This window comes from Mastigocoleus sp. MO_188.B34, from assembly GCF_030065675.1.
Classification (GTDB): domain Bacteria; phylum Cyanobacteriota; class Cyanobacteriia; order Cyanobacteriales; family Nostocaceae; genus Mastigocoleus.
This window is the reverse complement of record NZ_JASJDK010000069.1, coordinates 24,515-44,625: the sequence shown is the minus strand read 5'-3', so window position 1 is coordinate 44,625 and position 20,111 is coordinate 24,515. Positions and strand designations below refer to the sequence as shown.

17 protein-coding genes, 2 tRNA genes and 1 pseudogene are annotated in these 20,111 nt (G+C 35.0%); 3 read left to right on the top strand and 17 right to left on the bottom strand.

Annotated features, from left to right (window positions below):
* Nucleotides 1-1,058 precede the first annotated feature (1,058 nt).
* From QNJ50_RS16965 to murA, 5 genes and pseudogenes are all read right to left on the bottom strand, one after another.
* Nucleotides 1,059-1,143: transfer RNA gene (locus tag QNJ50_RS16965), tRNA-Leu, on the bottom strand.
* Nucleotides 1,122-2,000 carry a M48 family metallopeptidase gene (locus QNJ50_RS16960; RefSeq protein WP_300637288.1) on the bottom strand — a complete coding sequence of 293 codons (879 nt, stop codon included), beginning with the start codon at nt 1,998-2,000 and terminating at the stop codon, nt 1,122-1,124. The genes QNJ50_RS16965 and QNJ50_RS16960 overlap by 22 nt, the downstream gene beginning before the upstream one ends.
* Before the next feature lie 336 nt (nt 2,001-2,336).
* Nucleotides 2,337-2,576, bottom strand: a complete 240-nt coding sequence (locus tag QNJ50_RS16955) for a hypothetical protein (RefSeq protein WP_300637286.1) — start codon at nt 2,574-2,576, stop codon at nt 2,337-2,339.
* A 776-nt stretch (nt 2,577-3,352) separates the two neighbouring features.
* A pseudogene (locus QNJ50_RS16950) lies at nt 3,353-4,571 on the bottom strand (IS4 family transposase).
* Nucleotides 4,572-5,392: 821 nt separating this feature from the next.
* Nucleotides 5,393-6,784: a UDP-N-acetylglucosamine 1-carboxyvinyltransferase gene (gene murA, locus QNJ50_RS16945; protein ID WP_300637284.1), complete on the bottom strand. Its 1,392-nt coding sequence runs from the start codon at nt 6,782-6,784 to the stop codon at nt 5,393-5,395.
* Nucleotides 6,785-7,422: 638 nt separating this feature from the next.
* On the opposite strand from murA, the gene QNJ50_RS16940 reads away from it, so the two are divergent.
* The 3 genes from QNJ50_RS16940 (at nt 7,423) to QNJ50_RS16930 (ending at nt 9,448) form a co-directional block, all read left to right on the top strand.
* Nucleotides 7,423-7,507, top strand: a tRNA-Leu gene (locus tag QNJ50_RS16940).
* Nucleotides 7,508-7,924: 417 nt separating this feature from the next.
* Nucleotides 7,925-8,716, top strand: a complete 792-nt coding sequence (locus QNJ50_RS16935) for an RNA methyltransferase (RefSeq protein WP_300637282.1) — start codon at nt 7,925-7,927, stop codon at nt 8,714-8,716.
* Nucleotides 8,717-8,959: 243 nt separating this feature from the next.
* On the top strand, nt 8,960-9,448 hold the full coding sequence (locus QNJ50_RS16930; RefSeq protein ID WP_300637280.1) for a hydrogenase maturation protease: 489 nt from the start codon (nt 8,960-8,962) through the stop codon (nt 9,446-9,448).
* A gap of 10 nt (nt 9,449-9,458) precedes the next feature.
* Here the strand turns inward: QNJ50_RS16930 and QNJ50_RS16925 are convergent, their stop codons facing one another.
* From QNJ50_RS16925 to nifE, 12 genes are all read right to left on the bottom strand, one after another.
* A complete protein-coding gene (locus tag QNJ50_RS16925) occupies nt 9,459-9,830 on the bottom strand; it encodes a hypothetical protein (RefSeq protein WP_300637278.1) in 372 nt (123 codons plus the stop codon).
* 384 nt (nt 9,831-10,214) lie between these two features.
* A complete protein-coding gene (locus QNJ50_RS16920) occupies nt 10,215-10,637 on the bottom strand; it encodes a hypothetical protein (protein ID WP_300637276.1) in 423 nt (140 codons plus the stop codon).
* Nucleotides 10,638-11,911: 1,274 nt separating this feature from the next.
* Complete coding sequence (locus QNJ50_RS16915; RefSeq protein WP_300637274.1) at nt 11,912-12,514, bottom strand: CBS domain-containing protein; 603 nt, start codon at nt 12,512-12,514, stop codon at nt 11,912-11,914.
* A gap of 669 nt (nt 12,515-13,183) precedes the next feature.
* Nucleotides 13,184-13,483, bottom strand: coding sequence for a 2Fe-2S iron-sulfur cluster-binding protein (locus QNJ50_RS16910; RefSeq protein WP_027842155.1), 300 nt, complete (start codon nt 13,481-13,483; stop codon nt 13,184-13,186).
* Between the two features lie 269 nt (nt 13,484-13,752).
* On the bottom strand, nt 13,753-14,121 hold the full coding sequence (locus QNJ50_RS16905; protein ID WP_300637271.1) for an iron-sulfur cluster assembly accessory protein: 369 nt from the start codon (nt 14,119-14,121) through the stop codon (nt 13,753-13,755).
* Between the two features lie 272 nt (nt 14,122-14,393).
* Nucleotides 14,394-15,188 carry a HesA/MoeB/ThiF family protein gene (locus QNJ50_RS16900; RefSeq protein WP_300637268.1) on the bottom strand — a complete coding sequence of 265 codons (795 nt, stop codon included), beginning with the start codon at nt 15,186-15,188 and terminating at the stop codon, nt 14,394-14,396.
* Between the two features lie 10 nt (nt 15,189-15,198).
* Nucleotides 15,199-15,516 carry a nitrogenase-stabilizing/protective protein NifW gene (gene nifW, locus QNJ50_RS16895; RefSeq protein ID WP_300637266.1) on the bottom strand — a complete coding sequence of 106 codons (318 nt, stop codon included), beginning with the start codon at nt 15,514-15,516 and terminating at the stop codon, nt 15,199-15,201.
* Entirely contained in the window at nt 15,513-15,734 is a 222-nt protein-coding gene (locus QNJ50_RS16890) for a CCE_0567 family metalloprotein (RefSeq protein ID WP_300637264.1), read from the bottom strand. Before QNJ50_RS16890 ends, nifW begins: the two co-directional genes overlap by 4 nt.
* Before the next feature lie 353 nt (nt 15,735-16,087).
* The gene (locus tag QNJ50_RS16885; protein WP_300637262.1) at nt 16,088-16,564 is read right to left on the bottom strand and encodes a NifX-associated nitrogen fixation protein; all 477 of its coding nucleotides are present in this window, start codon (nt 16,562-16,564) and stop codon (nt 16,088-16,090) included.
* The gene (nifX, locus tag QNJ50_RS16880) at nt 16,561-16,974 is read right to left on the bottom strand and encodes a nitrogen fixation protein NifX (protein ID WP_300637260.1); all 414 of its coding nucleotides are present in this window, start codon (nt 16,972-16,974) and stop codon (nt 16,561-16,563) included. The genes QNJ50_RS16885 and nifX overlap by 4 nt, the downstream gene beginning before the upstream one ends.
* Nucleotides 16,975-17,049: 75 nt before the next feature.
* A complete protein-coding gene (nifN, locus tag QNJ50_RS16875; protein WP_300637258.1) occupies nt 17,050-18,363 on the bottom strand; it encodes a nitrogenase iron-molybdenum cofactor biosynthesis protein NifN in 1,314 nt (437 codons plus the stop codon).
* Between the two features lie 192 nt (nt 18,364-18,555).
* On the bottom strand, nt 18,556-19,935 hold the full coding sequence (gene nifE, locus QNJ50_RS16870) for a nitrogenase iron-molybdenum cofactor biosynthesis protein NifE (protein WP_300637256.1): 1,380 nt from the start codon (nt 19,933-19,935) through the stop codon (nt 18,556-18,558).
* Nucleotides 19,936-20,111 lie beyond the last annotated feature (176 nt).

Here is a 20,111-nt window from a genome sequence, read left to right as displayed (position 1 = left end):
GATTATTTTTATCTCTTAACTCTAGTAATTTAATTGTAGATAGAATAAATAATATTGTATTTGTGTAATTAATCATAATAACTCATACAAGATATGCATATATCGGTTTTATTGCAAATATGATAATTTTAATTTTTGTTGATATTTTAATAATAAAACAGCAAAAAAAAATTATCAATAGTAAGTTTTTTTTTTATCAATAAATTTTGTTGTATAAATAGTCGGAAGATGTATTTATATTCGCCAAGTATATTTTTTTGCTCTATATAGTATTAGTACTTACATTTTCCAGTTTTATTTCTAATATCCGGACAGTTTAGAGTAAAAAATATCCAATGGTTCGCTTAAAAAAATAGATATAAATAGCTCCAAACAGAAAATAATTTGTATTCAAAAGGAGAAAAAAATACATATATTACATCTTTTATTTTGATTTAGGTGCCTAGAGTACAAATAAAATAATAGAAGATAATTTATCAATCTCAGTCTCTTAGTACACATATCAATTACATATATATATATAATTAATATGTCTCTAAATAAGATTAAATTATCCAGACGAGCATCAATTTAATCCCATAAAATATTTAATATCAACGCGATCAGGGCACACACATATATTCTTTCACACGAGAAAAATATCTCTATTTAACTAAAAGCGATTACCTTCAAAATCTATGATTAACTTTTAGTTAGACACAACAAAAAGTAGTATAAGTCAATATTTATAATCTAACCCGCATAAAGACATAAAGTTTGAGTTCGATCGCAAGCGCAGAATATCCTAATAGCTCTGGAGGGTGGGGAGCTTTAATTGATTAATCCACAAGCACAGCACCAGATTTATCAGTGAGAATATTTCTTCCTTTTTTTCCTATCTCCTATTTTTCCTGAGGTTGTTTTTTTAAAGAAACTTGTGAATTTCAAACTGCACTCTTGGTTTTATGCAGGCACTCTAAATAAGAATTTAACTGAGAAACTGAAAAAATATTTGGCTTACCTAACGAAATGTAAGATAAGCCAAATTAACATCCATGACGGATTTATTTTGTTTTAAGTGGGCGGAGAGAGACTCGAACTCTCACGCCTTTATAGGGCGGCAGATTTTGAGTCTGCTGCGTCTACCAATTTCGCCACCCGCCCGCAGAGGCAACTTGGTTATTATAACCCCCAACCTTGTGATTTTGCAACAACTTTTGATATTCTTTGCTGCTTGCCCACCGATCTATTTCCCGCGCCCGTAATACTGGTACCGGATGAGTCAATTGAGCGGTACGTGCAGCCTTAACCATCTCTCCTAGTTCATCTTTACTAATTTCATCATAAGCACGGGCTTGGGCAATAAAAGCATCAAGATTTAACTGGGATGATAATTTGGGTGAACCACCTGCCAATTTCATTAATACTGACATAACTACCTTGGGGTTTTGGGTCGCCAGCAAAGCTGCGCGATCGCAAGTAAATTCTGCACAGCGGATCCATTCTAAAAGTTGGGCTTGAATTGTTTGAGCAATAACTACACCTACGGTGGGTAGGTTCGCAGCAGCCAAGATCAATAAATTTACAGGGGTTAAATAAAGACTGTGGTCACATTTAAGGTGACCCAATTCATGAGCAATTACTGCCTGAATTTCCTCTGGTGTAAGAATATCTATCAGGGAAGTATGCAGCATAACAAAGGGTTGTTTGCCGCGCATTGCAAAAGTATAAGCATTGGGAGCCGGATGCTGTCTTACGTACAATTGGGGTGGTTCAATATCTAGAGTTTGACAAGCATCCAGCAATAAATTGTGTAGATCCGGTAATTGGTTTTTACCAATTAAAATACTAGAAGCGATATTTTCTACATAAAAAACCTGCTCCGCTACCGGTCCTAAAAGATTTCTAACGATCAAATCTATTCCTGGTATTTGCTTGAGTGCTTTTGTTGCCTCTAAGTCTAATGGATGACGAAAGGAATCGGCTCTTAAACCAACCAATTGAGTGTTTAAAGGGTTCATAGCGAAACAAGCTCCCAGTTGTGGAATGTGTTTAATAATAATCCGCCCAATATATTTCGGGAGAAATTAGATACTGCTTGCCAGTCAAGTACAAGTAGTATGTGCATTTTTATTTAGTTTAACTAAATTCTGTAGTTCGCTATGGATGATGTAGCTCAGCGATGAAATCTAAGGGCTGTTTCGTAGTTTTTTCCTAACGATTCTTACCATGATAGATGTATGGCATTGAGAGTGCGATTGCTTTGCACATGCATTTCGTAATTGTCGCAACGGACAAATATATAGCGATTTCTTTTAGAGATGTGAGTTCTGAAGGCACCTCATCAATAATTTATGTTATTTGGATTCATTAACTTGCTCAATTAGTGGCGGTACTTGTGTCCCTTTTGTTGTGTTAGTGTAGGGCTTTTGTGAAATTAATAATCCAAAAACCCCTAAAATACCAGTCACCAAAAAACTTAGAAAACTTAAATAAGCAATAACTAGACCTGTATTCTCGCTGCTATTTTGGCTAATTTGAGACATTTGGCGGAATAACCGCCTCAGTTGGTTATCTGTAGTGTTAGGTTGCTTCATTACTTTTATAAATAAACCAATTGTTGACTATTTTTGCTTGCATGATTTACCAGAATTAGTACCTGTCGCAAAGGTGAGAGAGTCAGGCATATTGCTCATTTGGCGATCGAAATTAGGTGGATAGGGAGAGCCAAAAATTTATTAGTCAAAAGGTAAAGCTATAACTAAGAACTCTAAGACCTTTCGAGTCGGAAAATAAACAAACTCCGCCATCACTTGCCAATATTTAAGTTGCACACAAATCAATACGAAGGTCAAAACATATTTAGTATCAATCACAAATAATTACTTCAAATGTGATTGATTTTAAATCTTAAAGCATTACCAAAACTTTCTTGGGTAAATTTCTTATATTTGCTGGTATCAATTCCATCTTTTCCGCCTGTATCCTATCCTACTTTTACTTAAGATCCCAAGTTTTGTATAAACTTCACGGTTTTTTAATAATTACTTTTTGTTTTTTCATAAATACTGTAAAGACAATATCAATAAATATAAGAAATTAACTAAACAAAGATATAAAATTACCCATATTTAAATCACTCAAGTATATAAAAATAATTTTCATCGACAATATTTTAAGGTTTATTTATGTTTTTATTTTATTGTTACTTCAGCGAATATGTTCTAATCAATAACAAATCCGATTGAACTAATGTTCAAAAAATAAAGTTTTTACAACTTATAAAAGTTTCAGTGAAAAGAAATAATCCTTTTATATCAAGTATTTCAAAGGCTGTAAAAGTATACTTCTTCTGAAGGGGCGACGAAATTGGTTAAAACGTAGATTCTATGAGCCTCATAGCACTTATACCTTTTTGATAATACTTCTGCTTATTGCGATTTAATTTCATTAATTTGATTACTAATTCTATGCAATCATCCTTGAAAGTAACCCAGTTTTGACCATATAAACCAACATAAAAACTACTATGTCTTCGCTCCAAGCGACCATATTCTTTGATACGAGCCACATATTTCTGTATTCCTTTACGTTTAATTTGTTGACCTTGAATAGTTGCCGAAGTGTAAGCGATAGCGAAGCGCTGCTGCAAGCAGAACGCTATCAATAAAACTAATGTTATAAAGCGTTGATTTTGAACGTTAGTGCCTTCTAAGTTGTAACCACATTTTTTGAAATCTCTAAACATTTCTTCTATATCAAATCTTTGCTTGTAGGCTAAAATAGCAGATTCTAGGCTGTCAAAATTGGTTAAAATAAACCATCCTTCTTTTGGTGCCACACCATCAATTTTACGCTTCCACTTACCAGCAACATTAAAACTTATAAAACCACGGGTCTTTGTTACCTTAACCCCTTTGATAAAAAAGCAAGTTCCTGGTACTAATCCCAAATTATTTAATTCAATCCAAATTCCTTCTTTATATTCTACAAACTCATTCTTTTTTAAACGCAAACAAAAATATACACCCGAGCCCTGGAGGTAGTTTGCTAATTTAACAGAACAAAATTCTCTATCTCCTAGTATGCATACTTTATAGTTATTAAAAATCGGGATAACTTTCGATAAAATACTTTGCTGTTCCGTTAGATTGCTACTACCCAATTTTGGCAATAAAGTAAAGTATATTGGAAATGCTCTGTCTTGATGCAGTCGCTCATGGGGGAAACCCCCAAGACCGCGCTGCATCGCTTTTATCCCAAATAACGCTAACCATAAATAAATTTATGCGACACCAACTTGTTCTATCAATTGCTACATAAATTATTTTTCCATCTGTAAAATATGCTTTTAACCATTCTTCAACTATTGGAAACCAAACTTTTTCAATTGTTAGGTTTGGTAATGACAAAAATCTTTGTATTCTTTTTCTTCTACTTTCAAATTTGATTGGTAAAGGTAAAGCACTAGCTAACTTTTCTAGATTTACTTTTTTAATTGACTGTAAAAGGTGAAGCAGAATTTTTAGAAAAATATAATCTGCTAGACTCAATTGACTTTTTAGGTGCGTCTGGTAAAATTTAGGTAACATTTTCAACTGGTAGGTCTTATTGCAAATATAAAGACCTATCTTTTTTACCACACAATGTTACTTGCTATATAAAATAAGGGTTTCAGGCTGTTTCTTCGCCCCTTCAGATACTTCTTACATGGAAATATACATAATAATCATTTTTTAACCATAATAATTATGATAAAATCAATATCTTATTTTTACATATTAGTATTATGGGAGTTTGAGCTTTAAATAAAGTTTATTGATTTTACTTATTGAGTAAAAAATAGTGTGAATTACTTAAGTGAAAATAATTTATAATAGTACAATTTAATCGCTGCAAAAAATAGTCTATACTCGCTATATGCATCCATTTTTTCTTGTAAAATATGAATATATGATATTTTCTATTATCAATTCGGCTGTTGAGTCACAAATGTAATTATAGAAATAAATTAATTTATCTCCGTGTCCTAATACACATATTAATCACATATATATATTTAATTAATATGTCTCTAAGAAAGATAATTAACATGCGTCTGAAAAGACCTGTAAACCTTCGGATATAGTAGGTTATTGTTTAATCCCTAATCACGGGAGTAAGAAGTCTAGCAAGATGGCGATGATTGACGAAATTAATCCTAAAATAGGTTGCCAAAATATATAAAAATAAATAAAAAATATTAAGTTTATTCTGAAAAACATTTGTTCTTTTCTTTTAACCATTCCCTATTACTCATGACCCATACATAAAATAAAAGAGGCAAAAATTGAAGTAAAACCAAATACATAGTTTTACCCCAACAATTTGCCCCTAGATTTCTTGACAATTTATTACTAATAGCTTGTGAATGTTAAGCGGATGTTTTAGAGTTACCGTTAACACTGGCAGTAAATTCTGGTTGTGTTCCAGTTACATTCAAACGCTCAACTTTCGCACCCAATTTATTTAGCTTTTCGTCTATCAGTTCATAACCACGATCTAAGTGGCTTAATCCTTGAATAGTAGTTTTTCCTTCTGCTGCTAGCGCTGCTATTACTAATGCTGCAGTTGCGCGTAAATCAGTACCTAATACTGGTGCACCTGACAATGTTTTTACTCCATGGATCAGAGCGGTATTACCTTTTACGCGAATATCTGCACCCAAGCGATTTAGTTCTGAAGCATGACGTAAACGATTTTCAAAGACATTTTCTTTGATAATGCTTTCACCCTCAGCTAATGCAAGTAAGGACATAAATGGCGCTTGCATATCAGTAGGAAAACCAGGGTGAGGTGAAGTTTCAATATTTGTCGCTTGGAATTTATCTACTGGTAGAATACGTAAAGTATTAGCCGTTTCCTCAACTACAGAAATTCCCATTTCTTGCAGTTTCGCAGTAACTGGAATTAGGTGCTCTGGTATTACTGGAGACAAAATAATTTCTGAGCGAGTAATAGCTCCAGCAACTAAAAAAGTTCCTGCTTCGATGCGATCGGGAATAATTGTGTAGTCCAGAGAATGTAACTCAGGAACCCCATCAATGACGATTTTACTGGTTCCTGCCCCAGATATTTTAGCTCCCATTGCGTTACAGAAGTTTGCCAAATCAACAACTTCCGGTTCGCGAGCAGCATTTTCAATAATGGTTTCACCCTCAGCCAGAGTAGCTGCCATCATTAAAGTTTCTGTTGCTCCTACACTGGGACTATCCAAATAAATCTTTGCCCCTTGAAGTCGACGGCGATTTCCAGGAATGTGAGCATTACAGATACCATGTTCGATTTGAACTTCGGCACCCATTGCTTGTAATCCCCGGACATGAAGATCTACTGGTCGTGCACCAATTGCACAACCACCAGGTAAAGGCATTTGTGCCACTCCTAGGCGAGCCAAAATTGCACCAATTGCAAAAAAACTAGCCCTTAGTTGGGTAACTAATTCGTAAGGAGCTTTGGATGTAGAAAAATCTCTAGCGTTAATATCTAAAACATTACCATTAAGTTTCAGATCCACGCCTAAAGCTGATATAACCTGCATCATTCGCTTGACGTCCGCTAGTAAAGGGACATTGCGAATGCGACAATCTCCCGAACAGAGCAAAGCTCCAGCCATAATTACTAATGCGGAGTTTTTAGCCCCGTTAATTGTGACTCGACCTTGCAAAGAATGCCCACCCCAAATTTCCAAGACTGAGGAGTCTTCTGGTACTGAAGATTTGGCATCTGGTAAGCTGCGAGAAGAATTAATCTGCCTACCCTCCAAAAATACTTAATTTTACATCTTTCAAGTTGGTTTTGATTCTACAGTAAAGATTTTATTTGTCCACATTTTTCTATTACATATTCCTGTATTTAAATAATTTCAAGCTTCTATTTTTGGCTCCATATAACTTAAAAACACTGAAATAATCAAGGTTTTACCTGTATTATTACTTCTCGGTATTCCAGGTTTTTTTCTTGTTAAGGTTTGGCAAAATTTCAGGTAATATTTTTGTGTTTGATGGGAAGGAAAAAGATCCCACCCTTATTGAGATTTTGCTTTTAATACAAAATGTAAATAATCATAATTCATATTTAATCTAGTTAATTCTGTACAAGACCAGTCCCAAGGGAGAATTCATCAGTGACAACTTAGTTTATTCTTAATAGGTTTTAGACCAAATTAAGAACTCAATAAAAACTTATAAAAAAGTACTTCTTGCTTGGAGGCGACTCACTTTACTTGCATGCTCTCCTTAAAACACATGTCCATGACAAAAAAACTATTTCAGCTTGACAAAAATCGATTTTTTTAGTAAAAATAAAAAGTTATCAAAAAATAATAAGTATTTATTTCCAAATTTTACTACTGACAGTTCAGTAAGCAAATTTGTTCTAAGTTGAGGCTATTTATTGTATTCAGCGGGACTGGCGGAATTGGTAGACGCGCTAGATTCAGGTTCTAGTGCCCGTTTAGGGCTTCCGGGTTCAAGTCCCGGGTTCCGCACTATGTAAGAAAAATAAAATCATCCGTTTTTCGGCGTGGAGGCTCCCGCTATATCGTAAGATTAGCAGTGAGAGGAAGCGCCGCTCCTATATAACATTATTGAAAGCTGTTGATTAACCTTTTCTGTTCTTAGGAAGGTAAAGATATTATATTCTTGTGCACAAAAAGTCTCCTGATTTTAGCATTAATTCGCAATGGTGCGGCTTAACAGAACTGGGAGAGTATCAAATTTTTGTAAAGTATTTTGATATTTCTCTAAATTCAAATGTTTATTTTCAAATGTTTATTTATTTTTGTACCTATTTGAATTAAAAGGGTAAATTTTTAATATTCAAGCTACAAGCTAAGCATACTAGCCAAAACATTAAGCTCAAAAATTTCTTATTCCTTAACTCGCAGGTCCTGCTAAATATTCTCGTGTTAACTAGTTTCAAAAATCCTCTGGTCAAACAAGTTCGAAAACTGCATTCAGCAAAAGATAGACATAAACAGCAATTATTTCTTCTGGAAGGAACCCATCTCCTGGAGGAAGCTTGTGCAATGAATTATCCTTTAGTTGCAGTATGTTGTACCCCACAATGGCAAAAAGATCATTTACATTTGTGGAACTTAGTTTCTAGTCAATGCGAACGTGCCGAAGTTGTCAGTGAGGAAGTTTTAAAAATGATGGCGACAACAGTACAGCCTGATGGAATTATAGCAACCGCTAGGCGAGGTTTGCGTTCCCAAGAAGTACCCTTTACTGGTTTACTGCTTGCCTTAGAAACTATTCAAAATCCTGGTAACTTGGGAACAATGATCCGTACAGCAGCAGCTGCTGGTGCATCAGGACTATTACTCAGTGAAGATAGTGTTGATTTAGATAATCCAAAAGTATTACGTGCCAGTACCGGACAGTGGTTTCGTTTACCAATGAAAACAACTTCTAATTTAGAAGCTACTATCCTAAAAGCTAAGCAGGCTGATATGCAAGTGGTGGCGACTCTACCTACCTCATCTTTAAGCTATTGGGATGTAGATTGGCGTAAACCAAGTCTAATCTTGTTGGGAAATGAGGGAGCAGGTCTATCGGATAGTTTAGTTGCAGTTTCAGATATCCAAGTCAATATTCCTTTGGCTTTAGGAGTTGAATCATTAAACGTGGCGATCACAGCTGCTCTAATACTATACGAAGCACAAAGGCAGAAAACACATCATCTCAGGAAATAAGATTACCTCAGGGAGTAAATTCAAGTATTTTTTGCGTCTTAGTTAATAAGAATACAAAAAATATTACTTCAGAGGCGTTGTATTGCAACGCCTCTGGCTTTTAAGAATAATCCTCATTTGATGATTCTGATTCATTTTAGTAGGTAAAACCAAAATCATTTATGGTATTTGGTTTGCAGCTAACACTTATATTTTTCAACTGCTCATATATTAGATATCCACGCATAAAGGAATCTGACCAAAATGTTAACCATCATTGGTTGTGGAAACCTTAACCGCAGTGATGACGCAGTAGGCGTCATCATTGCCCAACGCTTACAACAATTTCTGATTAAATACCCCTACCCTCAAGTACAAATATATGATTGCGGTACCGCAGGTATGGAAGTTATGTTCCAAGCCAAAGGTAGCAAACAGTTAATTGTTATTGATGCAAGCTCAACAGGTTCCGAAGGAGGTACCATATTTAAAGTCCCAGGTTCAGAACTGGAAGCTTTACCGGAACCAACTTATAACTTGCATGATTTTCGTTGGCACAATGCTTTAGCTGCTGGAAGGAAAATATTTCAAAATAATTTTCCCGAACAGGTCGCGGTTTACTTAATTGAAGCAGTAAATCTTAGTTTTGGTTGGGAATTAAGTTCTGCTGTACAAAATTCAGCGGACTTAGTATTTGAGGAGCTAACCGCAACCATTGAAAAAAGGTGTGAAAGCTATGAGTTACAGTTTTAAAGCCTCTGCATTACCAGTAACGATATACCGAAACCTCATCAACTCTGATCTCATGAGGGGTAGTTTTACTATCTGGAGGACAGATACGGATTTTAGCACTGCTTGCCATATTTTTTAGTAAAGATGCCATTGGTGCTACTTTTTCTAAGATCAACCAGTTTGTATTGTGGTTGGGACATTCAATAACTAAAGTCATCGCATTAGCATTATTTTTCATGTACCAACGACAGCTAGATAGTAAGTCTTTGATGGTATCGTCACATTTCTCAAAAAAGAATTTGCCTAGGGAAGACTCTAACTGTTGGCGCAAAACTATATCTGCTGAAGAAAGCTGTGAAGGACACTCATCTTCGTTTTGCCAAAAGTAATTTTGCCAAGTCATTGTCGCTAATATCTCCTTACTAGTGGTTAATTACAATGGTATAAAGGACATGTTTACAGGCCCTAAAAATTTTTAACTTCGTAATCCTAGCATGCACTAGGCTATAGCTGAATCCAAAAAAGACCTGCCAAGAAAAATTTTTCCCTATACGGCGAACTAATTATTCATTTAGCAGTTGGAAACTTTTTCTAGACCGGTGCAGAAAATTCTAGTTTGGTGCAGAAAATAAAGTTATAGCACTATTTTTAGCCTCTGGAATCATTCTAAACACGAAAATTTGTTAGTTAATAAAAATTAACTTTCCGAACCAAGATTTGCACCTACTTGGACTTCACCAATTTTTCAATTTTTGGCAAAGTTTTAGATAAAACACACTTCAGCTTATTAATCGAACAAATACCTAGCTGCTAGTGGCTGCTTTAGCACAGTCATACAATAGCAGCAAAGCCTTCTCCAGTTTAAGAAGCTGGTGAAATCTTTAAACCAAGCATGAATGAAACTTGCGTGGTCAAATATTTTATTACTAAGCTCTGAGCTACTAAACTCTAAATTTCCTAGAAAGCTTGGTAATACAACTTTCTTATTATAATCACCTATAATACATTCATTTTGTTCGATACGATCGATCCCATATCTTAAATCTAAGTCTTTGTTTAAATTCTTATTGTATTTAATGCTAATTTTTATAAACTTTTGATGAATTACTCGGCGAATATGTTGATTTTTATTAATGGATTGTAAATTTGTACCTGGGGAATCACATATAAACCATAAGTACAGCTGATTGTTGATTTTATTTGTAAGCATTTATATCACTAAATTTTCAAATTTATTGGTCGATATCAATTTACAGAAAATCACTCAATTTTGTAGTTTGTCTTGAAGGATCGGTTCGCTTGGAGTTCTGTACGGGCTCTGTTATAAGTTTATGTAATGTGTGATTTGTCAGTTATTGTAATTTGCTTAACAATATTAGAATCATGATTTTCAACTAACCTATCTTCAAATAGTTGTACTAGATTAATTTCTTGTGATTCATGTCAAGCATAATTAATGTGATTCATAGTCATTACTTATTTACTTTGCACAAAGTTATAACTCTATATCAGACGTATGTAACTGATTTTTCAATTCGGAAGTTCATGATTTTTATCCTCTATTCTATTTCCACAAGTTTGGGATTTTCTGGTTCAGAAACTTGACTCTATACTGACCCAAAATTTGACAATCTTGATTTTTTAATTCCCCTATCTAAATCTAAGTCTAGAAAATTTACTTCATATAAACTGTGGAGGTGAAATTAGTGACATAAAAACAAGTGACAATGCCAGTTTTTTTCCTTAAAAGCTATTTGATTCAAAAAATATTTGATAATTATTGGTGATGAAGAATTTTGTGTTTCCTTTCTGAGGAAATTTTGAAAATACACCCAATCTTTAGTATTAGTAAATCTAAAATCCTTACAGATTCATGTAAGAACCTGATTTTGATTCAATATCTACCCTTAAAATTTTCAAGCGAAAATAAACTGAAGTAACTAGAGATAAAACTCGGTAAATTTATATGTATATCCCCTATGAGGAGAGCCAAGGATAATTACTCATTTCTTGCGAAATGACAATATTCACCTTTGAACTTCTCATTTAGTTGAAATATTGAGAACGGCAATTAGGATACTAGGATACTTTTTGTTATTTTATTACTACAAAATTGAGTAGTCTAGAGCAACAGATTACATTATTCTATGAATAATGCTTCTTAGTATAAATAAATTTTTATTATGCCAGTCTTGTAAGTTTTTTCTTTATCACGTATTACTGATATCTGGGAAATAACCTAACTGTATTTTATTTAACTTTTTATCTTACTAATTGAATATAAGTCCTTTGGATAGTAGATAATATATTCATTAAATTGATGATTAAGCAGCTTTTAGAATAAAACAGCAGTACAAAAATGTTGCTTAAACTAAAGTAAAATCTCCTTTTGATTTAAGCAACATTTATAAAAATTATTTTTGGGACAATAAGGAATTTAAACCTCTCTCCAATCAACTCAATTTATTTTGAGGAGGAGAAAATCTAATTTGTTTTTACTAGTTCTCGTTCCTTTTCTTGCTGGAATTTATTTCTAGCTGATATTTCAGGTTTTGGTGCTCCATGGAAACATGCTTCAGCTTGGATCTCATCTACTAAATCCCAAGCTTCGATAGCTTCTTTTGACTCTATTCCTTTGCTGGTAGCAGTTGAACGAGCTTTCAAGATAGCTTTTTCTAGTTCTGCTAATAAGTGAGTTAATTTTGGTTTTTCAAAAATATTGCTCTTGGTAATGATATCGGTAATAGAGACAACTCCTTGTATCTCACCTTGAATCACTGGTGCGCGCCAAATTCCAGTAGTTGCGAAAAGACGTGCTATGTATTCCACCTCTAAATCTGGGTTAACAACAATGCAAGGTTTAGACATTATTTCATAAATGTGTACTTCCTTGGGGTCTTTCCCAAGAGCAATCACTTTAGAACCAATATCAGTTTCGGTAACTATACCGTAAGCATCATCAGAAGTTCTAGGTTCAACAATTAAGGATCTTAATTGTTTGAGTCTCATTAATTTAACTGCTTCTGCTACAGTCGCAGAAGAACGAACTGTAGCAACATTTAAAGTCATAATATCTTTAGCTTTCATAGTCTGAACCCTCTCATTATTGGACAGCAAGTAAGGAAATTAATTAAAGCTAAAAAGTTATGATTGCTCTAAATTTACTCATGAGATATATACATTATTTTGAGTATTTTGCCGAACTGATTAATCTAAAAATAATCCGAATATTACCAATAGATTAGCCATGTGTATTTACAAATATTTTATTTTTATCAATTTAATGAATAAGCAAATACACTAATTCGTAAATCAAATCAAAACTCATCCATAATGTATATATTTAATACCCCTGTGAACTACGTATTCTTCAATTACAAATCACAACATTTAAGCGCAAATACATATTAGCATTGATGAAATGTCCAACACGTCAAACGTTTATGTTTTCTTCCAAAGCTCTACAATATATGACAAAAACATTAAATAAATTACTATTTAAAGATTAATAAGGTATTAGATATAAAAAAAGATTTTTTTGAAAGTAAATCATAAATAATAGATTTTTTTCATGATAAAAATGCTCATAAATACATAATTTTTTTATTGACAAGTGAGTAATTAATAGCAAAAAAAGTCATAGCCTATTACACAAGCCATGACTGAGAAATATTTTTAGGAAAATTTCAGAAATACTCTAGAAAGATTCCAGAAAAAATACATTTAAGCTTTTATAGCCTCAGAGCACAAACTCACTTAGATGAGATAAGGCTCTTGATGAGTCTTAACTGTACAGTTAGAACGAGGATATGTAACGCATAGAAGAGCAAATCCTTTTTCTACCTGTTCGTCATCGAGAAAAATTTGATCGGACTGATCGATTTCACCTTCGACTACTTTACCTACACAACTAGAGCAAGAGCCAGAATGACAAGAGAAGGGTAATTCAATACCACTTTCTTCGGCTGCATCTAGAATGGTAGTTTCTTCATCAACTTCAATGGTGGTGTCAAGGTCTTCTTTTTTGTTGATTAATCTAACTTGGTAAGTAGCCATTAATGAGTTCTCCTCGAATTAGATAGTGTTTGCTTGAATAGATTTAGGAAATTAAGCTCACTATTTCCAATAGTGTTAATTAATCTTGTTTTCCTTCTTCGCTTTGATTGCAGTGAGCGCACATATAGCTGTGATGTACTATCAAAAAGAATTGTGAGGAATAATTATGCTCACTTTTTCTAGTACAGTAAAGCTAATTATTGAATAGTCTAAATAGACAATCAATCTTGGTATTTTGGGAGTACTACTTGAATTGTAGAGAAATAGCTTTAGCTACAAGGTACTCCGTTAGAAGAACAATCTCCTGTTTTAAATGATTTTCCACAGCCACAGGTATCGCTTGCATTTGGGTTGGTAAATTTAAAACCACCTTCCATCACCCCATCTACAAAATCGATGATTACCCCTTCTAATAACGGTGCGCTGTTTGCATCAACATAAACTACTACCTGTCCTTGCTGGATAACCAAATCTTCTGGTTGAGGAGAGCTAGTAACTTCCATTTGATATTCATAGCCACTACAACCACCATTATTCACCCAAACACGGATACCCTTTGATGTTTGGGCATTGGTGTTAGAAGTTTGCAGAAATGACTGCAAACGCGATTGTGCTTTTTCAGTCAGAGTAACAGTCATTGGATATTTACCACTTCAAGGATAAGGATTATGAATTACAATCGCAGGTACAAATTTTAATTTCGTATTTGGGGAGATGTTAGCAATTGTTTGCAAGCAAACTTAAAAGTAAACCTTATTTCAACTAATTCACTCCAACTATTTCCACTTAATTGCTTCAACTTAGTGACTTTATGTAACTCGGTTAATTCAGTCCAATAACTTCAAACCGATGGAGGCTCTTTGTAAGTTGAGTTTGAACAAGTAGTTACTCCCACAACAAATATATTTATTTAAGTACACTTGCTGGTGGTTTCTTCCTCGGAATGTAAATATCTCCAAGGTGCATTATTACCGCATACCTGACAGGAGCGATCACGATAAGAACGACGCTTAGCAAATTCCATCCGAGATAAATCAATGGTGAGTAATTGTGATAATAAAGGTTGGGAAAAACCAGTTATAAGTTTGATTGCTTCCAAAGCTGTAAGACAGGCTAAAGTTCCAGATACTGCGCCAATCACTGAAAAAGCGCGTCTATCCCAATCAGGTTTTTCTGGAAACAGACAAGACAAACAAGGAGTTACACCAGGAATAATTGTGGTTAAGTAAGCTTCCATACTGTCCATTGCTGCTTCTACCATCGGTTTTCGCCAACGCACACAAGCTTCATTTAATAGATTCCGTTCGGTAAAGTTGTGAGCGCAGTCGAGAGCCATATCAGCAGATTGCACCAAAGAATCTACATTTTCTGGGGTGATATAGTCAGAAACTGCTTCTATTTGGACGTCGGGATTAATGGCTTGTAAAGTTTCTTTTGCTTTGGTAACTCTTGGTTTACCAACCCAATCGTGACTCATCAAAATTTGACGATTCATGTCATCCAAGCGTAAGTCGCCACCCCGAACCAGAATCAGCTTTCCAACACCTGCTACCGCGAGATAAAGTGCTGCGGTTCCACCCAATCCTCCCACACCTGTTACCAGAACCGTTGCTGATTTCAGGCGCTTTTGTGCTAGTTCGCCAAAGTTAGGGAGTGTCATTTGGCGACGATAACGTTCTAACTCGGTAGGCGTTAAGTCTACCACTTTGTACCTCCTAATCAGAAGACAGTTCTGTCAGCGTGATTACATTTTTTGGCTTTTGTTTAAACACTTTGAACAGCTTTTGTTCAAGAGGTGTTGAATCTAGAAATATTTGATATGCCTGTTCTAGGGCATCACGATATATACTTAGTTTGTCCGAATTACTAAGTTCGGGATTATTCTCATCAATTTGTTGAATAAATTCTGAGAATTTTTTCAAAATATGTAAACGATTTACATTAATTACTTTTTGATCGTAAGGGAGTTGAAAAAATTCAAAATACTCCTCTGCATCAGAAAGCTGAACGAACTTTTCATAATCCCAACTCATTTGCTTTTCTCCAATTGTTTGAGTTGTTGCTTGAGTTCGGCTAACTGACAATATATTTTATGAGTAGCTTCGGCAACACCCATTAATTTATCGTTATCTGTTGGTAATCCTTCTGCTATATCGTGCAAGTCCATTTTCATTTGACCTGCTTTACTATTGAGGCGTTTTATTTTTGTTTTTAACTCCTCAATATTTATTGGTTCTCCAGCTTTAGTCATAGGCGTCCTAGTTAACACATTTTAGACTCAAATATTTGGGATTTAAATATTTGGATTTCAAATGTTTTCACTTCTATTTAAGTGTTTTGATATCAAACAATTTAAATCAAAAATTTTGAGTTAAAGTAAGTTGCAATATTTAAGTTGCAATATTGAGTTATAAGTTTTGAATTATGAGCTTTGAATTGTTAACTAATTATTTTTATTACACAATTATGATTAATTAATAGTTCAAAACTCATAATCAATAACTCATAACTTGTAAATTACAATATGTAACTTAAGATTTCTCACTCATTCTTTGTAATCGATCAAATTGAGTGTAAAATCTACTAATCATGAGATATAAATACTTATGATTTTCCAACTTCTGGAAATTTTTGTGCTAATTCAACACCTTTTGTGACTAGTTTTTCTCCTTCTTCAGATAATTTTTCCAAAGATTCAAATCCAAATCTATGGGCATCACGTAAAGTTTTTACAACTAATAAAAGACGACCAGCAAATACTAGTGCCCAGCCGAATCCTTCATGACTTAAGTCAACTACAACTTGAGATAATAAACCTGTTTCTTGTTCGATTCTAGCCGCAATAGCTCGGTAAAAAGCGATAATTCTCCCCTGAGTTATTGGGTCAACCTGATCTTGAACAGAAATTTCTCGTTTTTTCTGCTTGCTAACAATAAAAGGTTTAAGCACTAATTCATCTGACCAATTTCGGTAAACTCCATAGGCATCTTGACCGCGAATTTGTTGCACTATTGCCTTAAGAAAAGGACTATTAATAACTTGGTTTTGAGCAGTTCCATTAGTACTATTCACTGAACTCATAAAGTTGCTTCCTCTTCTAATTCTTCTTCAATATTGCGTTTTGTCTTTTTAAGTGCTTTACGCAACCAAGGTGGAGGATTACCTTTTAAGGTTTCAACTAACCTATTAAGTATTTCTTTAATTTCTTCGTCATCTGAGCGTGCTTTGACAGGAGTTACACCTTTTTTAATTAAACGAGCAGCAGCACTCCCACCGATGGCGGAAACATAGAGGATAGTACAATCAACAAGTGCATCTAACTTGGGTACTAATTTATCTTCATTTCCATCTTGTTTGAGATTTCCCTCAAACTTTAATGTTTCCAGAAATGAATATCCCTCATCAGATATTTCGTAAACATCAATCATTTTTGCCCAACCAAAGTGAGCATTAACATGCACCCGATCGCTCGTAGTAAAAGCTATTTTCACTTTCTTCCTCCATCCTGTTTGGGAGTTGTTAACAGTTACCATTGACGATTTACCATTTAGTAGCTAACTGTTTTTTTACCCATTTAAATAATTACTTTTGGCTTCCTCTACTTTTAAGAAGAGATTACCAATTTCAAATAAAATTTGCATTGTTCCGAAATAACCAACTTTGGTATATTGACCAACACCTAAGCGGTCATAAATTGGTAGACCTTGACGATATAAAGGGATTCTTAAATTTTTTGCAATGTTAGCTGCATGGGAATTAGAAACTAATAAATCCGAACCAACAGCTGATTTTTCAAAGTCTTCAAAGTCACCTATAACTACTTGTTCTGTAGATATTTTTTCTAATAAGGGGGAGCGTGTTGTTGTTACTGCTGAATGAATTTCAGTTCCCATAGACTGGAAAAAACAGGCTGTTGACCACAATAAATCTGGTTCTAAAGCTAGAGCAACTCGCTTACGACCAAAGAAAAAGTGAGTATCTAGCATCGCATCTTGGAGCTGACGACGTTGACGCCGATATTTTTCGGGAACGGGATTACCGCTAATATCAACTAATGCTTGGAGAAAATGATCTACTGCTTCAAGTCCTGTTAACTCTGTAAATACCTCATAAGGTATTGCAAAAGCTTCTTCTAAAATCTCTGCTCCACCCCTCATGCTTTCACCCAAAGCTAAAGTAAAAGCAGAACTCCCGATTTTTCGCAGTTGTGTTAATGTGGTTCCACCACCTGTGATTGGACTGTAGGATTCATCGAGATGACCGTCAAGTGAAGCGGAAAGGTCAGGTACGACAACTGGTATCAGTCCAAAAGCAGAGACGATTTCTTTGATTTGCTGTATATCTCCTGGAGTAAATGCCGAACTCACTAATATTGTAATTTGAGACGGGCGAGTTTCTCCAGCAACTGGAAGTTCTTTCAAGGTACTTTCAACAGCTGCAGCATAACCATCCTGTAATGCACCTTTAAAATCCGGTGAAGAAACTAGGATGATTGGTAATTCTTTTAGTTCGGGATGGGACTTACGAAAATCTTTGAGGATACCATCCATGTCGTCTCCTCTAGTTTCTGTCAGTCCTGTGGTACACAAACCAATAATTTCTGGTTCTACTTTTTCCACTAAAGTCAAAATGGCTTGCTCGACATTATCTTCCCCACCCAAAATTGTGGTGACTTCTGTCATCGCTGTGGTGGAAAGAGGAATTGCTTCGCGAAAATGTCGTACGAGTATAACTTTTGCAAAAGCTGTACAGCCTTGGGAACCATGTAATAACGGTATCATGCCTTTTAAACCCAAGAAGGCTAAAACTGCACCCAAAGTTTGACTTTGTTTGAGGGGATTGACAATAACTGGTTTATTAGGAGTAATGACGGTAGCCATTTTTATTTCTTGAAATGAGTGAGTGAGGGGAGATGGTGAGATAAGGGAAAGGTGGGAGATAGGGAAGATAGGGAGGTAAATTAATTACTGAACTGAAATTCTAGTTTCTAACTCCAGAATTTTTACTTCTGACTTCTGCTTGTCTGTCAAGACGTTGTCTGTTCTGAATTCTGACTCCTGACTTCTTCTTCCTTAAACTATTTCTACATCCCAAGGCGCAGGTTTACGTACTTGTTCCCATATGGGACTATAGAGAGCCTCGTCTATTTCCTGTGCCATTTCGATCATACCTTGATACCCTGCATAAGCATGATGTCGTTCTTGGTTGATATCTAAAAATGGGATTCTGGCTTTAAGAGCTGTGTATTGATTTCGACCACCAGCGATTAGCATATCAGCTTGAGTTTCGCGAATGATGCGGAGAATTTCTTGAGGATTACCTTTTTCTAGGGTAATACCATCTTTGCCTAGTAATTCTTTAATTCTTGCTTTGTCTTCTTCCGTACTTTTCTTCGTACTGGTAGCAACTACCTCCATTCCCAAGTCTTTTGCAGCAGAAACAATTGACCAACTCTTAACACCACCAGTGTAAAGAACAACTCGCTTACCCTTGAGGCGATCACGAAAAGGAGCTAATTCAATATCTAATTTAGCGGTTTCTTCGGCAATTAGTTGTTCGGTACGCTCTTTTAATAGAGAATCTCCCAACTTCGCCGCAATATTACGCAAGCATCTATTTATATCTTCAATACCATAAAAAGATTCTTCAATATAAGGGATACCGTAGCGCTCCTCCATTTTTCTCGCTACATTTACCAAGGCTTTAGAGCAAATCATCACATTCAATTTTGCTCGGTGAGCTTGACAAATTTCTTTATAGCGAGCATCACCTGTCATTTTTGCTAAAACTCGAATGCCAAGTTTTTCAAATAAGGGTAAAACGTTCCACATCTCACCAGCGATATTGTATTCACCAATGAGATTAATATCATAGGGTGTGGTAAATTCCGGTTCTGCAGTACCGATTACATGCTGCAATAAAGCTTCACCACCCAAACGGTTTCCTAAGTTTTTGCTACCAACAAAACCAGGGGAATTTACTGGAATGATTGGGATACCAATCTTTTTTGTCGCGACCTTACAAACAGCATCTAAATCCTCACCAATTAATGCTGTGACACAGGTAGAGTAAACGAAAATAGCAGCTGGATTATAGTTTTTATGAATTTCGTGAATTGCTTTATAAAGCTTTTTTTCTCCCCCAAAGATTACATCATTTTCACTTAAATCTGTGGTAAAGCCTTTTTTATAAAGCATGGGACCAGAAGAAAGACTACCGCGACTTCCCCAGGAATTCCCAGCACAGGCGATAGGTCCGTGAACCAGATGAGCCACATCGGTAATTGGTACCAGGGTAATCATGGAACCATCAAAGGAACAACCTCCTTGAGCAGCACCTGGTTGGGCTTGTTGCTTACAAGCTTTATTTTTTTGTTGTTCGTTTTTATGATGATTATGTTCGCATCCTGGCTCATTGAGCAGCTCGTTGATTTTAATTTGGGTAGTATTCATTTCTTTATAAAAGTGCTCGATGGAAGTTGTTCGCCGTTAAATAATATAGTCACAATTTAATCGTTTTTTTACTGTTAGCAGTTAACTAAAATAAGGCAGTTGTCTACTCTGCCTTAAGATTAGAAAAAAGGAGAAAGGAAAAAGGATTTTGCAAATAAATTTTTAATTTTTATTAG